Annotated in this window: 14 protein-coding genes; 3 read left to right on the top strand and 11 right to left on the bottom strand. The window is 67.3% G+C overall.

The window, feature by feature from the left end:
• Window position 1 precedes the first annotated feature (1 nt).
• From ACQP0C_RS35900 to ACQP0C_RS35860, 9 genes are all read right to left on the bottom strand, one after another.
• A complete protein-coding gene (locus ACQP0C_RS35900) occupies window positions 2-1,273 on the bottom strand; it encodes a sensor histidine kinase (RefSeq protein WP_433727364.1) in 1,272 nt (423 codons plus the stop codon).
• Window positions 1,270-1,944, bottom strand: coding sequence for a winged helix-turn-helix domain-containing protein (locus ACQP0C_RS35895; protein ID WP_433727362.1), 675 nt, complete (start codon window positions 1,942-1,944; stop codon window positions 1,270-1,272). The genes ACQP0C_RS35900 and ACQP0C_RS35895 overlap by 4 nt, the downstream gene beginning before the upstream one ends.
• A 90-nt stretch (window positions 1,945-2,034) precedes the next feature.
• Complete coding sequence (locus ACQP0C_RS35890) at window positions 2,035-2,256, bottom strand: hypothetical protein (RefSeq protein WP_433727360.1); 222 nt, start codon at window positions 2,254-2,256, stop codon at window positions 2,035-2,037.
• A gap of 94 nt (window positions 2,257-2,350) precedes the next feature.
• The gene (locus ACQP0C_RS35885; RefSeq protein ID WP_433734749.1) at window positions 2,351-2,932 is read right to left on the bottom strand and encodes a TetR/AcrR family transcriptional regulator; all 582 of its coding nucleotides are present in this window, start codon (window positions 2,930-2,932) and stop codon (window positions 2,351-2,353) included.
• Between the two features lie 62 nt (window positions 2,933-2,994).
• Window positions 2,995-4,359: a hydroxysqualene dehydroxylase HpnE gene (gene hpnE, locus ACQP0C_RS35880; protein ID WP_433734748.1), complete on the bottom strand. Its 1,365-nt coding sequence runs from the start codon at window positions 4,357-4,359 to the stop codon at window positions 2,995-2,997.
• Window positions 4,360-4,430: 71 nt separating this feature from the next.
• A complete protein-coding gene (locus ACQP0C_RS35875; RefSeq protein ID WP_433727358.1) occupies window positions 4,431-5,264 on the bottom strand; it encodes an MBL fold metallo-hydrolase in 834 nt (277 codons plus the stop codon).
• Window positions 5,264-5,830: a TetR/AcrR family transcriptional regulator gene (locus ACQP0C_RS35870; RefSeq protein ID WP_433727356.1), complete on the bottom strand. Its 567-nt coding sequence runs from the start codon at window positions 5,828-5,830 to the stop codon at window positions 5,264-5,266. Before ACQP0C_RS35870 ends, ACQP0C_RS35875 begins: the two co-directional genes overlap by 1 nt.
• Window positions 5,831-6,174: 344 nt before the next feature.
• Window positions 6,175-6,987: a DNA-formamidopyrimidine glycosylase family protein gene (locus ACQP0C_RS35865; RefSeq protein WP_433727354.1), complete on the bottom strand. Its 813-nt coding sequence runs from the start codon at window positions 6,985-6,987 to the stop codon at window positions 6,175-6,177.
• 114 nt (window positions 6,988-7,101) lie between these two features.
• Window positions 7,102-11,928 (bottom strand): ATP-dependent helicase, encoded by a 4,827-nt coding sequence (locus ACQP0C_RS35860; RefSeq protein WP_433727352.1) that lies wholly within the window; start codon window positions 11,926-11,928, stop codon window positions 7,102-7,104.
• A gap of 147 nt (window positions 11,929-12,075) precedes the next feature.
• Here ACQP0C_RS35860 and ACQP0C_RS35855 point away from each other — a divergent pair, with 147 nt between their 5' ends.
• Window positions 12,076-12,621, top strand: a complete 546-nt coding sequence (locus tag ACQP0C_RS35855) for a histidine phosphatase family protein (RefSeq protein ID WP_433680755.1) — start codon at window positions 12,076-12,078, stop codon at window positions 12,619-12,621.
• Here the strand turns inward: ACQP0C_RS35855 and ACQP0C_RS35850 are convergent.
• On the bottom strand, window positions 12,611-13,240 hold the full coding sequence (locus tag ACQP0C_RS35850) for a TetR/AcrR family transcriptional regulator (protein WP_433727350.1): 630 nt from the start codon (window positions 13,238-13,240) through the stop codon (window positions 12,611-12,613). The genes ACQP0C_RS35855 and ACQP0C_RS35850 overlap by 11 nt on opposite strands.
• Window positions 13,241-13,309: 69 nt before the next feature.
• Between ACQP0C_RS35850 and ACQP0C_RS35845 the strand changes: the two genes are divergently transcribed.
• Complete coding sequence (locus ACQP0C_RS35845; protein ID WP_433727348.1) at window positions 13,310-14,257, top strand: patatin-like phospholipase family protein; 948 nt, start codon at window positions 13,310-13,312, stop codon at window positions 14,255-14,257.
• On the top strand, window positions 14,254-15,093 hold the full coding sequence (locus ACQP0C_RS35840; protein ID WP_433727346.1) for an SDR family oxidoreductase: 840 nt from the start codon (window positions 14,254-14,256) through the stop codon (window positions 15,091-15,093). The genes ACQP0C_RS35845 and ACQP0C_RS35840 overlap by 4 nt, the downstream gene beginning before the upstream one ends.
• Before the next feature lie 55 nt (window positions 15,094-15,148).
• Here the strand turns inward: ACQP0C_RS35840 and ACQP0C_RS35835 are convergent, their stop codons facing one another.
• Window positions 15,149-16,315, bottom strand: coding sequence for a lipase family protein (locus ACQP0C_RS35835; RefSeq protein ID WP_433734747.1), 1,167 nt, complete (start codon window positions 16,313-16,315; stop codon window positions 15,149-15,151).
• Between the last annotated feature and the right edge of the window lie 523 nt (window positions 16,316-16,838).

Here is a 16,838-nt window from a genome sequence, read left to right as displayed (position 1 = left end):
ATTATCCGATCGGCGGTGGCGGCAGCACGATCGCCGCAATGGTGCCGCCACCGGCGGCCGGCTCCATTGTCGCAGTGCCGCCGTGTAATTCGGCGATCCAGGCCACCAGCGCCAGTCCGATGCCGCTGCCGCGGCCGGCGGTCACCCCGCGCTGGAACGGATTGCTCGACAGCTGTGGCGTCAAGCCAGCGCCATGGTCGCGCACGCTGACGCGGCCGTCGGCCACATGCACCTCAATGGGCGCACCCTGATTGACCGCGCCGTGGGTGATCGCGTTCTCGATGAGATTGCGCACCGCCAGGCTCAGCAGATTCGGATCGCCGACCACCACCGTGGGATCGGCCCGCAGCACGATGCCGGCCTTCGGGAACTCCTCGACCACCGATTCGGTGAGCTGGTCCAGCAGTAGCTGCACCTGCTCCATGGTGGTGACGCCCGCTTGCATCCGGGCGCGCGCCAACAGTCCGGCGACGATCCGCTCCATCCGCGCGCCCAGCGCCCTGGCATCGACCAGCGCCCGTTCGACCTCGTGCGGATTGCGGCGGCGCGGCGCGGTGACCAAACCGAGAGTCGTGAGCGGTGTCCGCAATTCGTGCGCGGCGTCGCCGAGGAAGCGCTCCTGCTCTTCGACCATGACGATGGCCTGGCGCATGCTCCGACTCGCGAGCAGATGTCCGGCCACCGCGGACAGCGCGACCAGCGTGAGTCCGCCGACCACGAGCCCCCAGATCAGCAGGGCCCGATCACGGTCGAACGCACTGGGATTCGTGCCCGCGATGACGACCGCCTTGGTCTTGGACTCCTCCCAGATGATCGGCGTCGCCGCGATCCGGACCGGGCGCCCGGCACCGTCGTATGCGTCGCGGAAGATGGTTTCATCGGCCAGGTCGGCATCATCGGCCAATCCGGCGGCGCCGTCGTCCTTGGGCAGCCAGGAGCGCAGATGCGCGAAGCTCTCCTGCCATGTGCCATCGCCCGGCGAACTGAGCACCAGCACCGCCACCTCGCCATTGGCGAGTGCGTCGTTCTCGAGCTGGCTGACATCGATGGTTTCCTCGCCCTCGGGCAGGTTGACGGCGCGGAAGAGCCCGCTCACCACCCGATCGAGGGAATCATCGAGGGCGCTCGCGCGTGAGCGGGCGTCGATGGTCGCCGCGACAATGCCGAGAATGATCAGACAGGCCGCGGTGATCGCGGTGATCAGCGCGGTGAGCTGCCAGCGGGTGCGGCGCAGCCGGGCCACGGCGGGGCGGGCGTCCGCCGTGGAGATCAAGGTGCGAATGGGTCACTTCCGATCATGAAGCCGGTGCCACGCACGGTTTCGATGACCGGCGGTGCGCCGAGCTTGCGGCGCAATTGCGCGATTACGGCGTCGACGACATTCGATGCGGGTTCGGCCATTTCGTCCCAGCAGCATTCGATCAGCTCCGAGCGCGAGACGACATTACCGGCGCGGGTGGCGAGCAATTCGAGGACGGCGAATTCCTTCGGAGTGAGCGAGCGCAGAATGCCCGCGCGCTGCACCCGATGGCGCGGCAGGTCGATATCTATGTCGCCGAGCAGGATACGCGCCGGTGCCGGATGCTCGCGCCGCCGCGACAGTGCGCGGACCCGGGCGGCGAGTTCGGGCAGTGCGAAGGGTTTGACGAGGTAGTCGTCGGCGCCGTTGTCGAATCCGGCGATGCGATCGGCCAGTGCGTCGCGGGCGGTGAGGATCAGGACCGGAACCCGCTGGCCCCTGGCTCGATGTGCCGAGACCAATTGCAGGCCATCGCCATCGGGCAGACCACGATCGACGACGAGGACGTCATAGACATTGACGGAGATCTTGAAATCGGCATCCGCGAGATCGGGGGCGAGGTCGACCGCGAAACCGGCCGATCGCAGTCCCGCGGCGACTTCATTGCCAAGACCCGCATCGTCTTCGATCACCAGCACCCGCACGAGGTCCGAGAATAAGGTATTTCACACGCCGTGCGGAGGCCGGAGTCCGAGTGGCCGACCCCCTTCGGCCACTCGATCCGCAGCTGCTGCTCAGTAGGTGTAGAGATCCCAGCCGTCGGCGACCTCGCGGCATTCCCATTGGGTGCCACCGGTCTTCGGCGAGTTCCCATCGGCGGCGCAGGCATCGTAGGTCGCGTAGTTGCCGATGAAGGGGGTGTGCATCGGGGTCGGCGCGGCCGATGCGACACCGGCGCCCGCGGCGACGGCGCCGAGGGCGAACATTCCGGCGGCGATTGCGGAGCGGATCTGCATGGTCGTTTCCTCTCGTTCTCGCGGGTCGTTCCCGCGGTGGAACAAGAAAACCAATGCGTCCATGAGAATTTCGTGATGTAGGTGAAACCGCTGTTCAGTGGGTATTTTTCGGTGCTTCGAGGTGCACCGCCCACGAGACGAGGGATCGAATGTAGCGCAGTACCAGCTCATCAGGGTATTGCTGCGGATCGACCAGATGCAGCCGGGCCAGTTCCTCCAATGCCGCGAGCAGGATGCGCTCGGTCGCGCCGTTCGGATCGACCGTGACCCCGGCATAGCGCGACAGATGCCGCGCGCCGATCGCCCGCGCATAGGCCCGGCCGAGCTCGAGCCGGTCGCGCAGATCGGGTGGTCCGCCGTCGGGTGGGCTGAGAATGATCCGCCAACTGGTCGGCGCGGTGTGCAGATAGGCGAGGATGCCACGGCCGAGCTCATCGACGTCGTCGTCGGTGCCGGTCCGATCGACAGTGCCGATGCCGGCGAGCGCGATCGCCGATTCTCGATCCACCAGGGCGGTCATCAGTCCGGACAGATCGGTGAACTGCTGATACACCAGGGCTCTCGCGACCTGTGCCTCGCGCGCGACCCGGTCGATGCTCACCGCGCCGAAGCCGTCGGCGGCGACGATATCGCGCGCCACGTCTAGTAGCTGTGCGCGCCGGTCGGCCGCGGACATGCGGCGCTTGGGCGTGGTGCATGGCTTCGCGCTGGGGTGTTCGGACGTCGAGCGCTCCGTGGTCACGGCAACGACGGTAGCGCAAGCAGCAGATCCACCGCCTTGGCGGCGCTCTGCACCGCGCTCTCCATGGTGGCCGACCAGTCGGTTGCGGTCCAGTCACCGGCCAGTACCAGCGTCGGTATCGAGGTGCGCTGGTCCGGGCGCAGGCCGTGCGTGCCGAGTACCTGTGAGAAGGTCGCCTTCGGCATCCGAACCACGTGTCCCTGAACGACTTTCGCGTTTTCCGCGGCCGGGTAGTAGCGGCGCAGCAGCCGCATCTGCTCGTCGAGGATCTCCTCGTTGGTCTTGTGGATCTGCTCGTAGGCGCCGCTGGTGGTCAGGCAGTACAGCCAGGCCTGGTCGGTGCTGCGACCGGTCATCAGCTGCCGGTCGAAGACCTCGTCGATAATGCCGGTGCCGCCGATCAGCGCCTCGAATTCGGCCTTGGTGCCGAGCGGACGATCCAGGTAGAGGTTGGTGCTGACGATCGGCGTGTAGCCCAATTTATCTGCGGCGGCGTAGATTTCGGCATGTTCGGGCAGTTCGTCGAGCAGGCCGCCGATATTGGAATTCGGCACCGCGCAGACGACGGCATCGGCAGGGACGACCGATCCGTCGGCGAGGACGACCCCGGTCACCGCCCCATTGTCGATATTGATGCGGCGAGCCACGGCGCGGTGCCGGACCTCGACACCATACTTCTCGAAAACCCTGTGGGCCCCGGCGATGAAGAGCGTATCGAGGTCGGTGGTCGGATGACCGATGGTGACCGCCCTGCGGTGTCGGATCCCGAGCCGGATGCCGGTTGCCAGCAGATCGGCGAGGATCTTGGCCGATTCCTGCTGCACTGGCTCGGCCGCGAGACCGAGAGCGAGCCAGTCCCACAACGCTTCTCGCGCCGCAGCGGGCATACCCACCCGGTTGAACCACTGTTCGGTGGTGAGGTCGGCGAGGTCGGCGGGCTGGTGCAGACACTGCCAGCCCAGTCGCACCGTGGCGCGGGCGGCGCGCAGCCGATCGAGCAGGCTCGCGTCGGGATGTGCGCCGAACAGGGTGCGCCACGCGCCCCAGCCCTTGGTCGACATGAACACGCTGCGCCCGCCCGGCCAGCGCAGCGTCCCACCGTGCGGGAAGGCGACGTGCCCGCGGGTGCCGACGCTGGTCAGATAGCGGAACAGATGGTCGTAACCGCTGGCGATCACATGCTGGCCGTTATCGGGAAGGTCATCGGCCGCTTCGACCTTCATCGCATGTGTCCGGCCGCCGAGTCTGCCGCGACGTTCCAGCAGGGTGACCTGCTTGCCCGCCTCGGCCAGCCAGACCGCGGACGCGAGTCCGGCCAGGCCGCCACCGATGACCACGTACCGCCGCGGATCGTTCACGATGCACTCCCTAATCAACTTACATTTTGCAAGTTAATCGGGAGTGCTTGGGCCGTCAAGGGTTTGGGGATCGACTAAACGACAACCTGCTCCAGGGCGTGGAATTCGATCGAGCTGTGCGCGGAGAACACCGTGACCTCATCGCCGTGGTCGCGCACGAGTTCGCCCATCCGCCGCTGATTCTCGATGCGCGCGGCCGGAAGTATCTGCACTTTCCTTTCGAACAGCGCCGTCCCGATGGGCTGATGCGGACGCACCAGGTCGAGGACGCCAGGATGGAAGTACGAGTCGCCCGCTGACAGCAGCCAGCCGCTTCCCGTATCGACGGCGACGCCGGTATGACCGCGGGTATGTCCGGCGAGCGGGATCAGCAGGATTTCCGGTGGCAGCCCGGTCAATTCGCGCACCGCGTCGAATCCGAACCAGCTTTCGCCGGTATCCGCGTACGACTCCCAGCGCGGACCGTGCCGGAACTGAGGTTCCCGGTAGCGCAGGCGTTCTTCCTGGGTGTGTCCGCCTTGCAGGGCGTTCAACTCTTCGGCGTGAACGTGCACCCGGGCGTGCGGGAAGTCGGCGATGCCGCCCGCGTGATCGAGATCGAGATGGGTGAGCACGATATCGCGAACGTCCTCGCGCCGGTAGCCGAGCGCTTCGATCTGATGCGCTGCCGTCTGGGTCAGGTCGAGGACGGGGTTGTTGCGCCGGACGAAGCGGCGGCCGAGCCATTCCTCGGGCCGGTGCACCGCCTGCTCGCCCAGACCGGTCTCCACCAGGACGAGTCCGGCATCGAGTTCGATGAGCAGGCAGTGGCAGACCAGTTCGGCGCGGCGGAAGATGCTGCCGGTGCCGTCGACGAGTCGTCCGCCGAGTGGGCGCATGGTTCCGCAGTTGAGGTGGTGCACTCGCATCAGGAAAGCTCCCGTTCGAAGGTGGTACGCAGATGAGCGGCGACGGCCCGCAGCGGGGCGGTATCGCGTTGGGTCTTGGCGAGCAGCAGGGCGCCCTCGATCATGGCGAGGGCGACGGTGGACAATTCGGCGGCGCGCGGTCGATCGATCCCCTTGTCCCGCAGGAACTTTTCGATCGACACCCGCCAGGATTCGAAACCGGTGACGCAGGCCTGCCTGATCGGTTCGCTCTCGCGTCCCGCGTCGAGTGCGATGGTCGCGATCGGGCAGCCGCGTTCGAAGTCGGAATCGACCAGCAGTGCGGTCAGGGCGTCGAAGACGGTATCGAGATCGCCGCCATTGGCGAGGATCGCGTCGAGTTGGTCGTGCAGTTGTCTGCCCGACTGGGCGAGAGCCTCGGCGGCGAGCTGTTCCTTGCCGCCCGGAAAGTGGAAATACAGCGAGCCCTTGGGTGCGCCGCCCGCGCTGACGAGTTGATTCAAGCCGGTGGCGTGATAGCCCTGGGTGTGGAAGAGGTCGGCCGCGGCGTCAATGAAGCGCTGGCGCGAGTCGGTGCGAGGTGCCACCCGCCCTACGGTACGCGAACTATGACGACCGGTCTAGTGAGTTCTGGAAACTGGCGCACTGTCGATGTGGCCGGTGGTGTTGGTTGCGGGGTGTCCGAGTCGCCGGCCGGTGAAAATGTGTGCAGCAGCAGATAACTGAAAGCTGCGGTTGCGGCGATGGCGAGCAGCGCGGTGAACAGCCGACTGGCAATCGCGATCAGGCGACGCGTGTCCGTGCCCATTGCTATCACGCTTGCCAGCTCCTGCCCGCTTGTCGGTGTTCCGAGGTGTTAGTCGTTGAAAAATGGACAAGTGTTAGCAACTGAATGGCAAATAGATCCGCTGGCTCTAGTGCGCGACGGTGCTCAGGCGGGTTCGGGCTGGCACCGCGGGCAGAAGTAGATGCCGCGTTCGCGCTGGGTGATGCGGTCGGACTGGGTGATGCGCGCGGTTCGGCCGGGCTTGGGCTCGGGCTCGGGTTCGCCGAGCAGATGGACGACCATGCGGGTGCCACAGCGCTGGCACGGGCGGCGCGCCCGGCCGTAGGCCAAGGGCCGCCATGGTGGTTCGGTGGCGGCCTTGGTGAGCACGCGGTGCGCCTCGTGCACCAGTGCGAGCAGGTCGGGGACCTCGCCGACCGGGGTGGCCGGGTGCACGCGGCGCAGGAAGCAGATCTCGCTGCGGTAGATATTGCCGATGCCAGCCAGGTTGCGCTGGTCGAGCAGGGCAAGGCCGATCGGCTGGGCCGGATACCGTGACAGCCGCCGCACCGCCTCGGTCACATCCCAGTTGTCGCCGAGCAGGTCGGGACCGAGATGGTCGGTGGCGGTGTGTTCTTCCGCGCGCCGCAGTACCTCGACCGTACCGAGCGAAAAGCCTACCGCCTCGGTGTCGTCGGTGCCGAGCACCAGCCGGGCGGTGACCGGTGGTCGCGTCCACCGCTCACCGGCGCAGTAGGTCCGCCACTCGCCCTCCATCTTCAGGTGGGTGTGCACGCTGACCTCGTCGGTTCTGACGAAAAGATGTTTGCCATAGCTGGCGACACCCTCGACCCGCTGTCCGACCAGATCCACCGTGGCATAGCGCGGCACCCGGAAGTCGCTGCGGATCAGCGTCTTTCCCGCCAACGCCAGCCGCAGCCGAGCCGCGGTGAGGAAAACGGTGTCGCCTTCAGGCATGGCTCGACCATAGGCCGGTCGGGATCGAACGGAGAATCGTCGGCTCCATACGAGTCCGCTCGTCGGGTCCTGCTTCGCCGCGCAGTTCGGGCCGGGCGGTGATCCCTCGTCGGATCACGGCTTGCTCCGTAGTCGTAGGCCGCGCGGCGTCGCGGAGAATCCGGCCTCGGTCAGGAAACCGGCGAAGGTGTTGCCGTGCACGGTTTCTCCGTCGACTCGGTCGATCACCAAGGAGTCGACGCGGCGGTCGCGCACCAGATCGGCCAGGGCGGTGGCCGCGGCTTGGCGGGTGTTCGGGTCCTCGGTGAAGGTGAGCAGGGTCTTGCCGCCGCGCTCCAGGTACAGCGCCAGTTCGCCGTCGATGAGCACGACTATCGCGCCCGCCTTGCGTCCGGGGCGGTGGCCGGCGCCCTCGGATGGTCCCTTCGGCCAGGGCAGTGCCGCGCCGTAGGGGTTCGCGGGATCACTGGCGGCCAAGGCGAATGCGGTGCTTCGGCGTTGTCCGCCGGTGCCCTGCCGTGCGCGATCGGTATCGAAGGAGCGCAATCGGTCCACCACATCGGTGGTGGAGAACTGGGCGCCGCCGAGCGAATCGACGAAATAGCCACGGCGGCACCGGCCGCGATCCTCGAATTCGGTGAGCACGCGGTACATGAGCGCGAAGCCGCCGGGCACGCCCTCGTTCTGCACCGAGCCGCGGGTCAGCACGCCGTAGCGCTCCAGCAGGGTGTCGGCGGTCGCATGGGCGCGCAGGGTGTTGTCGGCCACCCGTTCCGGCAGTAGCGACCAGCGGCCGGCCACCGCGGGCGGTCCGGATCTGGTCGGCAGATTCGGGCGCGGCAGATACGCCCGTCCGCGCGGTGCGCGCCGTGGCGTGCGATGGGCGGTTGTGGTCCGTGCCGTGCCCGAGAGCAGCGCACGCACGGGTGCGAATGTGTCACCGGAGACGACACCCGCCCAGACGAGTTCCCACAGTGCGGCCGCGACCCGGGGGTCGTCGAGTAGTCCGGTGGCGTCGGCGAGCTGCCGGAAGAAGTACGCGCCGCCGCCGTGCAGGACAGGCGGAAGTCGAAGTGGTGCACCGCCTGGGTCTGTCGGGCGGTCCCGCTCCGCTGAAACTCCCGGTGCCGCCTCGTCATCCAGCGATACGACCTGGTCGGTGCCCGATCCTGGCGCACTGAGCGATGTCTGCGCACCGGAATCGATGGGAGTCCACGGCGTGATCGATGCCCCCAACGCGTTGAGCAGGCGCAGGTGCACCTCGGACAGTTCGATCTCGTCGGCGGGTGTCAGGGTGAACGGTGCCTGATCGGCCAGATGCAGTGCGATCCAGCCGTCCTTCGCGGTAATGGCACCGTGTCCGGACCAGATGACCTCGCCGGTGGCCATCAGTTCGTCCAATAGGGCGGGGGAGTAGTCGCGGACCCGGGCGGGCAGCACGAGCGATTCCCACGCGGACGCGGGAATCGGCACTCCGGCAAGCTGTTCCACCACGGCTGCGACCCCGTCGACTCCACGCAGTTCACCGGTGCCGACGTGCTGCCACGAGGGCAGGAAGCGGCCGAAGGCGGCGGTGGCGACCGGTTCCACCTCGTGCCGGGCGGCCGCCAGCGAGCGGCGGCGCAACCGGCGCAGCACCTGCGCGTCACACCACTCCGAGCCGCTGGCCGCCGGGCTGAATTCGCCTTCTACCACGCGTTTTTCGACTATCAGCCGATGCAGCGCCGTCGCGGCGACCGCGGTGCCGAGGCCGAAGCGGGCGGCCACCGCCTCGGTGGTGAACGGTCCATGGGTGCGGGCGTAGCGCCCGATCAGATCGCCGAGCGGATCGGCGACCGGTTCGATGAAGGCGGCCGGGGTGCCGATCGGCAGCGGTACGCCGAGCGCATCGCGCAGGCGTGCGGCGTCCTCCACCGCGACCCACCAGGTTCTACCGGCGAAGGTAACCTCCAGTGCGCGCTTGGCTTTCAGCAAGCTGGCGAACCATTCGGTCGGGTCACCCTGCGGTGGGCCAGCATGCCTGGTCTCGCTGGGCTCGTCATCGTCGAGTGAAACGGCAGCCGCCGCACCGACACAGCGCAGCGTCGCCTCCTCGGCGGTGAGCGGTCCGAGCAGCCGCAGCAGATCGGCCAGTCCCTCCGCGTCTCGCGCCTGCCGTTCGGGGGTGAGCCGCTGCAACTCCCGCTCGGTCTGCTCGATAACGCTGGCGTCCAGTAGTTCTCGCAGCTCCACCCGGCCGAGCAGTTCGGCGAGCAGACTCGAATCCAGTGACAGCGCGGCGGCCCGGCGTTCGGCCAGCGGGCTGTCACCGTCGTACATGAACTGCCCGATGTAGTCGAACAGCAGGGAATTGGCGAACGGTGAGGGTGTCGCGGTCTCCACCTCGACCAGCCGCACCTGACGCCGCGCCACCCGCCCGAGCAGATCCCGCAGTGACGGCAGATCGTAGACGTCACGCAGACATTCGCGCACCGTCTCCAACAGGATCGGAAAGTCCGGGAACTTCCGGGCCACATCGAGCAGCTGCGCCGACCGCTGCCGCTGCTGCCACAGTGGCGCGCGCTTACCGGGATCGCGCCGGGGCAGCAGCAGCGCCCGCGCCGCACACTCCCGGAACCGCGATGCGAACAGTGCCGACCCGCCGACCTGCTCGGTGACGATCTCATCGATCTCATCGGGATCGAAGACGAAGAGCTCCGCACCGGGCGGATCGTCGGTGGTATCGGGCAGCCGCACCACAATGCCGTCATCGGAGGCGTTGGGCGCCACATCCACCCCGAACCGCTCCCGCAACCGCGCCCCGATCGCCAATGCCAACGGCGCGTGCACCGGCAGTCCGTAGGGCGAATGCAATACCAGCCGCCAGTCGCCGAGTTCGTCACGGAACCGCTCGACGATCAGCGTCTTGTCGGTGGGCAATTGTCCGGTGGCCGTGCGCTGTTCGTCGAGCAGGGCCACCAGGTTGGCGACCGCATTGTCGTCGAGACCGGCACCGCGCATGAGCTCGTCGGTGATCGGGTTGTCCGGGGTCGTCCGGGTGCTCTTCTTGCCGTCGCCCCCGGTTCCGAGATCTGGATCGGACTCGTTTCGTCTCGGCCCGTGCGTACCGGCCTTGCGGATGAATTCGCCGAGGGCGGCGCCTAGTTCGGCCGGTCGCCCGAGTCCGTCGCCATGCCAGAACGGCAACCGCCCCGGCTGTCCGAAAGCGGGCGTGACCAGCACCCGGTCGAAGGTGATCTCCTCGATGCGCCAGCTGGTCGCGCCGAGGGCGAAGATATCGCCCACCCGCGACTCGTAGACCATCTCCTCATCGAGTTCACCAACCCGCGAGGCCTTTTCGCCGACCATGTAGACCGCGAACAGACCACGGTCCGGAATCGCGCCACCGGAGGTCACTGCCAGTCGCTGCGCTCCGGGGCGACCGGTGAGCGTGCCCGCGTCGCGGTCCCACACCAGCCGGGGCCGCAGCTCGGCGAACTCGTCCGACGGATAGCGACCGGCGAGCAGATCGAGCACCGACTCGTACGCCGACCGGGGCAGTGCGGCGTAACTGCCGGTGCCGCGCACGGTTTCGAACCACGCGTCGACATCGATCGGTTCGAGCGCACAGGCCGCGACGGTCTGCTGGGCCAGAATGTCCAAGGGATGTGCCGGGATCTGCAGCGCCTCGATCTGCCCCGCCGTCATCCGCTGTGCAGCGACCGCGCAATGGATGACATCGGTGCGGTGCTTGGGGAACAGCACCCCGCGCGAGATCTCGCCGACCTGGTGTCCGGCCCGTCCGACCCGCTGCAATCCGCTGGCCACCGACGGCGGCGCCTCCACCTGCACCACCAAATCGACCGCGCCCATATCGATTCCGAGTTCGAGACTGCTGGTGGCCACCACGCAGCGCAGCCGTCCGCTCTTGAGATCGTCCTCGATGATCGCCCGCTGCTCCTTGCTCACCGAACCGTGGTGCGCGCGGGCCAGCAGCGGTTCCGCACCATGGATCACCTCGGTGGACGCGCCCAGCTGCGCGGGCGGTTTGTGATCCGTTTCGACGGCATCGCCGAGCCGAGCCGCGTAGGCCTCGTTGAGCCGCGCGGTGAGCCGCTCGGCGAGCCTGCGCGAGTTCGCGAAGACGATCGATGACCGGTGTTGCAGCACCAGATCCACGATCGCCTCATCCACATGCGGCCAGATCGAGCCGGGCTGATCGGAGTCGCCCGGCTCGGTCATATCGGTGATCGGTACCTGCACGGACAGATCGAAGGTCTTGGGCGCGGGCGGCGAGACAATGGTGATCGGCGCATTTCCCACCAGGAATCGTCCGACCTCCTCGGGGGGCCGCACCGTCGCCGAGAGTCCGATCCGCTGAGCGGGCCGCTCGGTCAGCAGATCCAACCGGGCCAGCGACAGCGCCAGATGCGCACCGCGCTTCCCACCCGCGATGGCGTGCACCTCGTCCACGATGACCGTGCCGACCTCGCACAGCGTCTGCTTGGCCGCCGAGGTGAGCATGAGGAACAGCGATTCGGGTGTGGTGATCAGAATGTCGGGCGGTGTGCGCTGCATCGATCGCCGATCCGCCGCACTGGTATCGCCGGAGCGGACACCGACGCTGATCGCGGGCGGATCCAGCCCCAGCCGTTTCGCGGTCTGGGTGACCCCGACCAGCGGTGCTCGCAGATTCCGCTCGACATCCACCGCCAAGGCCTTGAGCGGTGACACATAGAGCACCGAGGTGCCGCGCGCCGTCTTACCCTCCGGCTTCGCCCTTGTCGCAAGCTGATCGATGGCCCACAAGAATGCCGACAGCGTCTTACCCGAACCGGTCGGCGCGACGACCAATGTGTGTTCACCTGCGGCAATGGCTTTCCACGCGCCGAGTTGGGCGGCCGTCGGCGCGGGAAAGGCGCCGTCGAACCACTCCTGGGTCGCGGTGGAGAATTGAGCCATAGCATCAGTGTGCACCTGGGCACCGACAACCCGGCGGGCGCTGGTGAAACGCTCGAGTCCGGCAAATGGCCCGCGGTGACACGGGAGCCGAGCGAAGGGGTGGCAATCGAAGTACGACCACCACTGACGCCCCGTACGCTTCCAAACGTGCAGAAGGTGCTCAGACTCGACCTGGTCAGCCATGGTATGACCGAGGCGATGCGAAAGGCACGTTTTCCAGTCGATGAGTCGCTGACCGAGGCCGGTCGCCGAGCAATCGCGGCAAGTGGGCGCCTGACCGCGGCTCGCGTACTCACCGGACCCGAGCGCAGGACCGTGGAAACCGCTGCGCTGATGGGACTTCCGGGCGAGGAGGACACTCGACTGCGCGATCTGGACGCGGGGGCGTGGCGCGGAGGTGAACTGATGTCGGTGCCCCAGGACGAGCTATACGCCTGGCTGACCGACCCGCAATTCCGTGGCCACGGCGGCGAATCCGTGATCGATGTGGTCGAGCGGACCAGGTACTGGATGGCCGAAATCGCATCCGAGGGCATGTCGACCATCGCGGTCACCCATCCGGCGGTAATCCGTGCGGCGCTGCTGGTGACCCTGGACGCCCCGCCGAAATCGTTCTGGCGGATCGACATTCCGCCGGGCAGCGTCACCCGGCTGCACTACCGCGGCGAATGGACGCTGCACTTCACGGCGTGAGATTCGTACTCATCCCACGCAGCGGTCCCGCGCCGACCGTCACGAGCAGCCGCACCGCGTCGGTGATCAGCCGAGCGGGTATCGAAGGATCAACGGCCCGTTGCATGCCCAGGCCGATACCCAAGCTCAGGACCGCGGTCGCGGCATCTTCGGCGGGTATCGGCAGTGGGATTCCGATCGTGTCCGAGAGCGTCTGCAGCTGCGCCGCGACGGCCCCGCGCATCATGGCGAGGCTGGAGACCAGTGCGGCCTGCAGTTCCGGATCGTCGCGGGCGACCGTGGCGAATTCGAATTCGAGCAGGGTCCAGCCGACATCGCCGATGGTCCGCTCGGCCCATTCGTGGAACCGCGCCAGCTGATCGTCCAAGGTCTCGCCCGCCGCGAGCAGATCGGTCACCTCGCCGAATTTCGTCGCGTGGATCAGTGCGAGCACCTCCAGGCACAGCTCCTTCTTGGTGCGGAAATTCGAGTAGACCGCACCCTTCGAATAGCCCGCCTCCTCGGCGACGCGCTCGAGGCTGGTCTTCGCATAGCCCTCGGCCAGGAAGAGATCGCGTGCGGTCGCGATCAGATCGGCCCTGGTGCGGGCCTGACTTTCGGACCGGGTCAGACGTGCCATACCGGTGATTCTACGTACCGATAGATTTCGGATACCGAAGGTATTTGAATTCTGCTAGTGTTTGAAACCATGGGTAACAAGAACGGGTCGCATCGGCGCGGCCTGGCCATCGGCTGCGGTGGCACGCTCGGGTTCGCCTGGATCGTCGCCGCGCTGGCCGCCACCCGCGAGGTGCTGGACTGGGATCCGCGCGAGGCCGATGTGCTCATCGGCACGTCCGCGGGTGCGGAGACGGTCACCATGCTCGGCAGCGGCATCGCGGTGGACGAGCTCGTCGCGATGCAGCGCGGCACCTCGACGAATCCGATTCTGCTCGCGCATATGCGTGCCGAGCCCGGACGGTTCCCGCCGCTGCCCCGGCCGCGGTTGGGTGGGCCGGGTTTGGGCCTGCGTGCGCCCAAGACCGGACAGCGTTTGCTGACCGCGGCCAGTGGCCTGCTGCCGGTTGGCGGTGGCGATGCGAGTTGGCTACAGCATTTGGCGGATCGGCTGAATCCGGGTCGCCCCTGGGTATCTCATCCCGCGACCTGGTTGGTGAGCATGGATTACGTGACAGGAGAACGGGTTCCGTTCGGTGCACCCGATGCGCCACCTGCCGACTTGGGTGCGGCGCTGCGCGCATCGTGGGCGGTGCCCGGCTGGTTCCCACCCGTAACCATCGCGGGGCGGCGCTTCGTCGACGGCGGCGCCGGATCGAGCGCATCGGTGGATCTACTCGCGGCACGACAACTCGATGAGGTGCTGGTGCTCGCACCGATGGCCTCCGTCGACAAGGTTCCCGCGACCGGTCCCGGCCATTTCCTGGAACGGCAGCTGCGCAATCGGATGAGCGCCCAGCTCGCGGCCGAGGTCGCCGTGCTGCGCGCCGCGGGCACGCGCGTGCTCGTCATCGGTGCCACCGCGGCCGATCTCGCGGTGATGGGTCCCAACTTCATGGACGGCCGTCGCCGCCGCGCGACCTTCGAACACAGTCTGCACAGCACCCGTACGGCGCTGGAACAAGGAGAATTCGCATGAAAATCCTCGGTCACGCTTATCCGGATATCGACCTGAAGGGCGCGCGGGTATTGATCACCGGCGCGGGCCGCGGCATCGGCCGGTCGACCGCGGAACTGTTCGCGGATGCGGGCGCTCGGATCGCCATCGCCGATGTGGACACCGCCGCAGCGGAATCCGCCGCGGCCGCGATCGGCGCGCACGCATACGAGCTCGACGTGCGTGCCCGCGAGCAGTGGGACAAGGTCGTCGCCGACTTCGGTGCGGTGGACGTCCTGGTCAACAATGCGGGTGTCATGCCAGCGGGCGCGTTCCTCGACGAATCCGACGCGGTCGGCCACGCCACCATCGATATCAATGTCTGGGGTCTCATCCACGGCATGCGCGCCGTGGTGCCCGGCATGATCGAGCGCCGCCGCGGCCACGTCGTCAATGTCGCCTCGCTCGCGGGCAAGGTTCCGGTGCCCGGCCTCGCCGTCTACAACGCCAGCAAGTTCGCGGCCGTCGGCCTGTCCGCCGCAACCCGTTTGGAGTTCGCGCCGCAGGGCGTCAGCGTCAGCTGCGTCATGCCATCGGCAGTACGCACCCGCCTGTCCTCGGGCCTGACCCTCGGCAAGGGGATGCCCACCGTCGACCCGGAAGACGTCGCCGCCGCCATCCTGCAGACCTGCCACACCCGCAAGGCCGAGGTGGCCGTCCCGAACTACTTGGGCCCCATCGATATAGCCCTGGCCGCCGCTCCCGAACGCGCGGTCCGCCTGGTACGCAGGCTCTTCGACGGTGACCGCGCCCTGCATCCCGCCGATGGCGAAACCCGCGCGAAGTACGAAGAGCAGGTTCGTTCGATCACCGAGTAACCATCGGTGCCAACAAAAGCGGTCCCGGAGCGCACCTCCGGGACCGCTTTTGTTATCAGCAGCTGGTCGGGACCGGATCGCCCCGGAACCGGGCTTCCACGTAGTTCCACGCGTCGGCGAAACCGGCGACCGCGGTGGTCATATGCTCCGCGATTTCATAGGGGTGGAAGTCGATCGGCGCGCCCGCCTTGCAGTAGCGGTCGGCGACCTCGGCCACCGGATTGAAGAAGGTCAGAGTGTCGAAGCGGCCCTGCCAGATGAAGGTGGGCACCGCTGGAACTCCGGGGAAGTACCGCAAGCTGTTCTCCCGCAACACCGCTCGCGCCTCTGGACTGTCCATCAGACTCTTCGACGCCGCCATCTGCTCGGCACTGCGGAAGGCCCCGTGGAACAGCAGGAAGCGACGACAGGCGTCGTGCGTGAATTCCCGGAACCACAAACCGTTCTGGTTGAGCTGATCCGAGATCGGCAGCCGGTTCGGATATTCGCGCTCCAAGCCCATGGCGGCGGCGAAGGCCAACCCGAAGCCGGGGTGCGGATCGAAGCCGAGGGCGAGGGCCATCTCCTCCATATCGGCGGGGATGCCGCCCGCGACCGCGGCGGTCAGCTTCAGGTCCGGGGCGTAGGTGGGTTGCAGCGCGGCCGCCCAAGCGGTGGCCATGCCACCGCCGGAATAGCCCGCGATCGCGACCGGCGAGTTGGCCAGACCGAGGTCGGCCACCTTCTGCACGGCCTTGACGCTGTCCAGCGTCATCATGCCGCTCAACCGCGCCGCACCGTAGGCAGCGGTGGGGCCGAGGTAGTCGGGCAGTGAGATCGCCCAGCCGCGGCCGATGGGCAGCATGGCGCCGACCGCGTCCTGCAGTTCGCCATTGAACAGTGACCGCGATGGATTGCACTGGGTGCCAAGGGAATTGATCAGCGCCTGATAGGAGACCAGCGGTGGGTTCTTGACACCGGCCGGGAGCAGTACGGTGGTCACGCCCATGACCGGGTTGCCCTGCGAGTTGGTGGAGCGGTACGCCACCTGCCAGCCCTCGGTGCCGACGTAGAGTCCGGTGTCGATCTTGCGGGTGCGCACCACATCGCCGGGCTGTAGCGCACCGAGATCGGCCGGTGCGCTGTAGAACAGATCGGGATCGGGGGTCGGGTAGAGCGGATCGGCCTGCGCCGGCAGGCCCAACAGCCCGAGCGAGACGATACTCGAGATCAGGACCGCGATCCTGAAGAGATCTCTGGACAAGACTTTCCTTCGATGGTCAGCCGCCACCGACGACACGACCGAAGGCCCCGACACACCTCGGCCGACGTCGGACGGACCGGCACTACAAGGGGATTCGCAGCGATTCACTGCACGGATGGGAAGAAGGAACCGGCGGCCGAATCGAACGCGAGCCGATCGCGGCAGACTTCTCGCACCTCCTTCGGCTCCGCGGCCACCCGGTTGCCGCGAGAAGCGGCACCATCCGCTGCGAAATTAGCGCAAGGCCGGGCGATTTCGCGATGCGATTCCGATGGAATGAGATACCTCACAATGCAGACCGCGAGCCTATCGGCCCGCGCACACGATCTTGTGCCGGTCGGTACTGCCGCTGGACGGCCGAGCGCGGGGTATGGCGCCGCTCATTTCCCCTCGCGTGTCCGAGGTCACATTTCACCTCGCATCCTGCATAGCCTGTGCCCATCGCGTTGAGAAAGAATTGAGCAGTTTGCTCAATGTTGCGGGCATCGGTTGTGCGTTCAGC

It is taken from the genome of Nocardia sp. CA-129566, assembly GCF_050956075.1.
GTDB lineage: Bacteria > Actinomycetota > Actinomycetes > Mycobacteriales > Mycobacteriaceae > Nocardia.
This window is presented reverse-complemented; position numbering and strand designations above follow the sequence as displayed.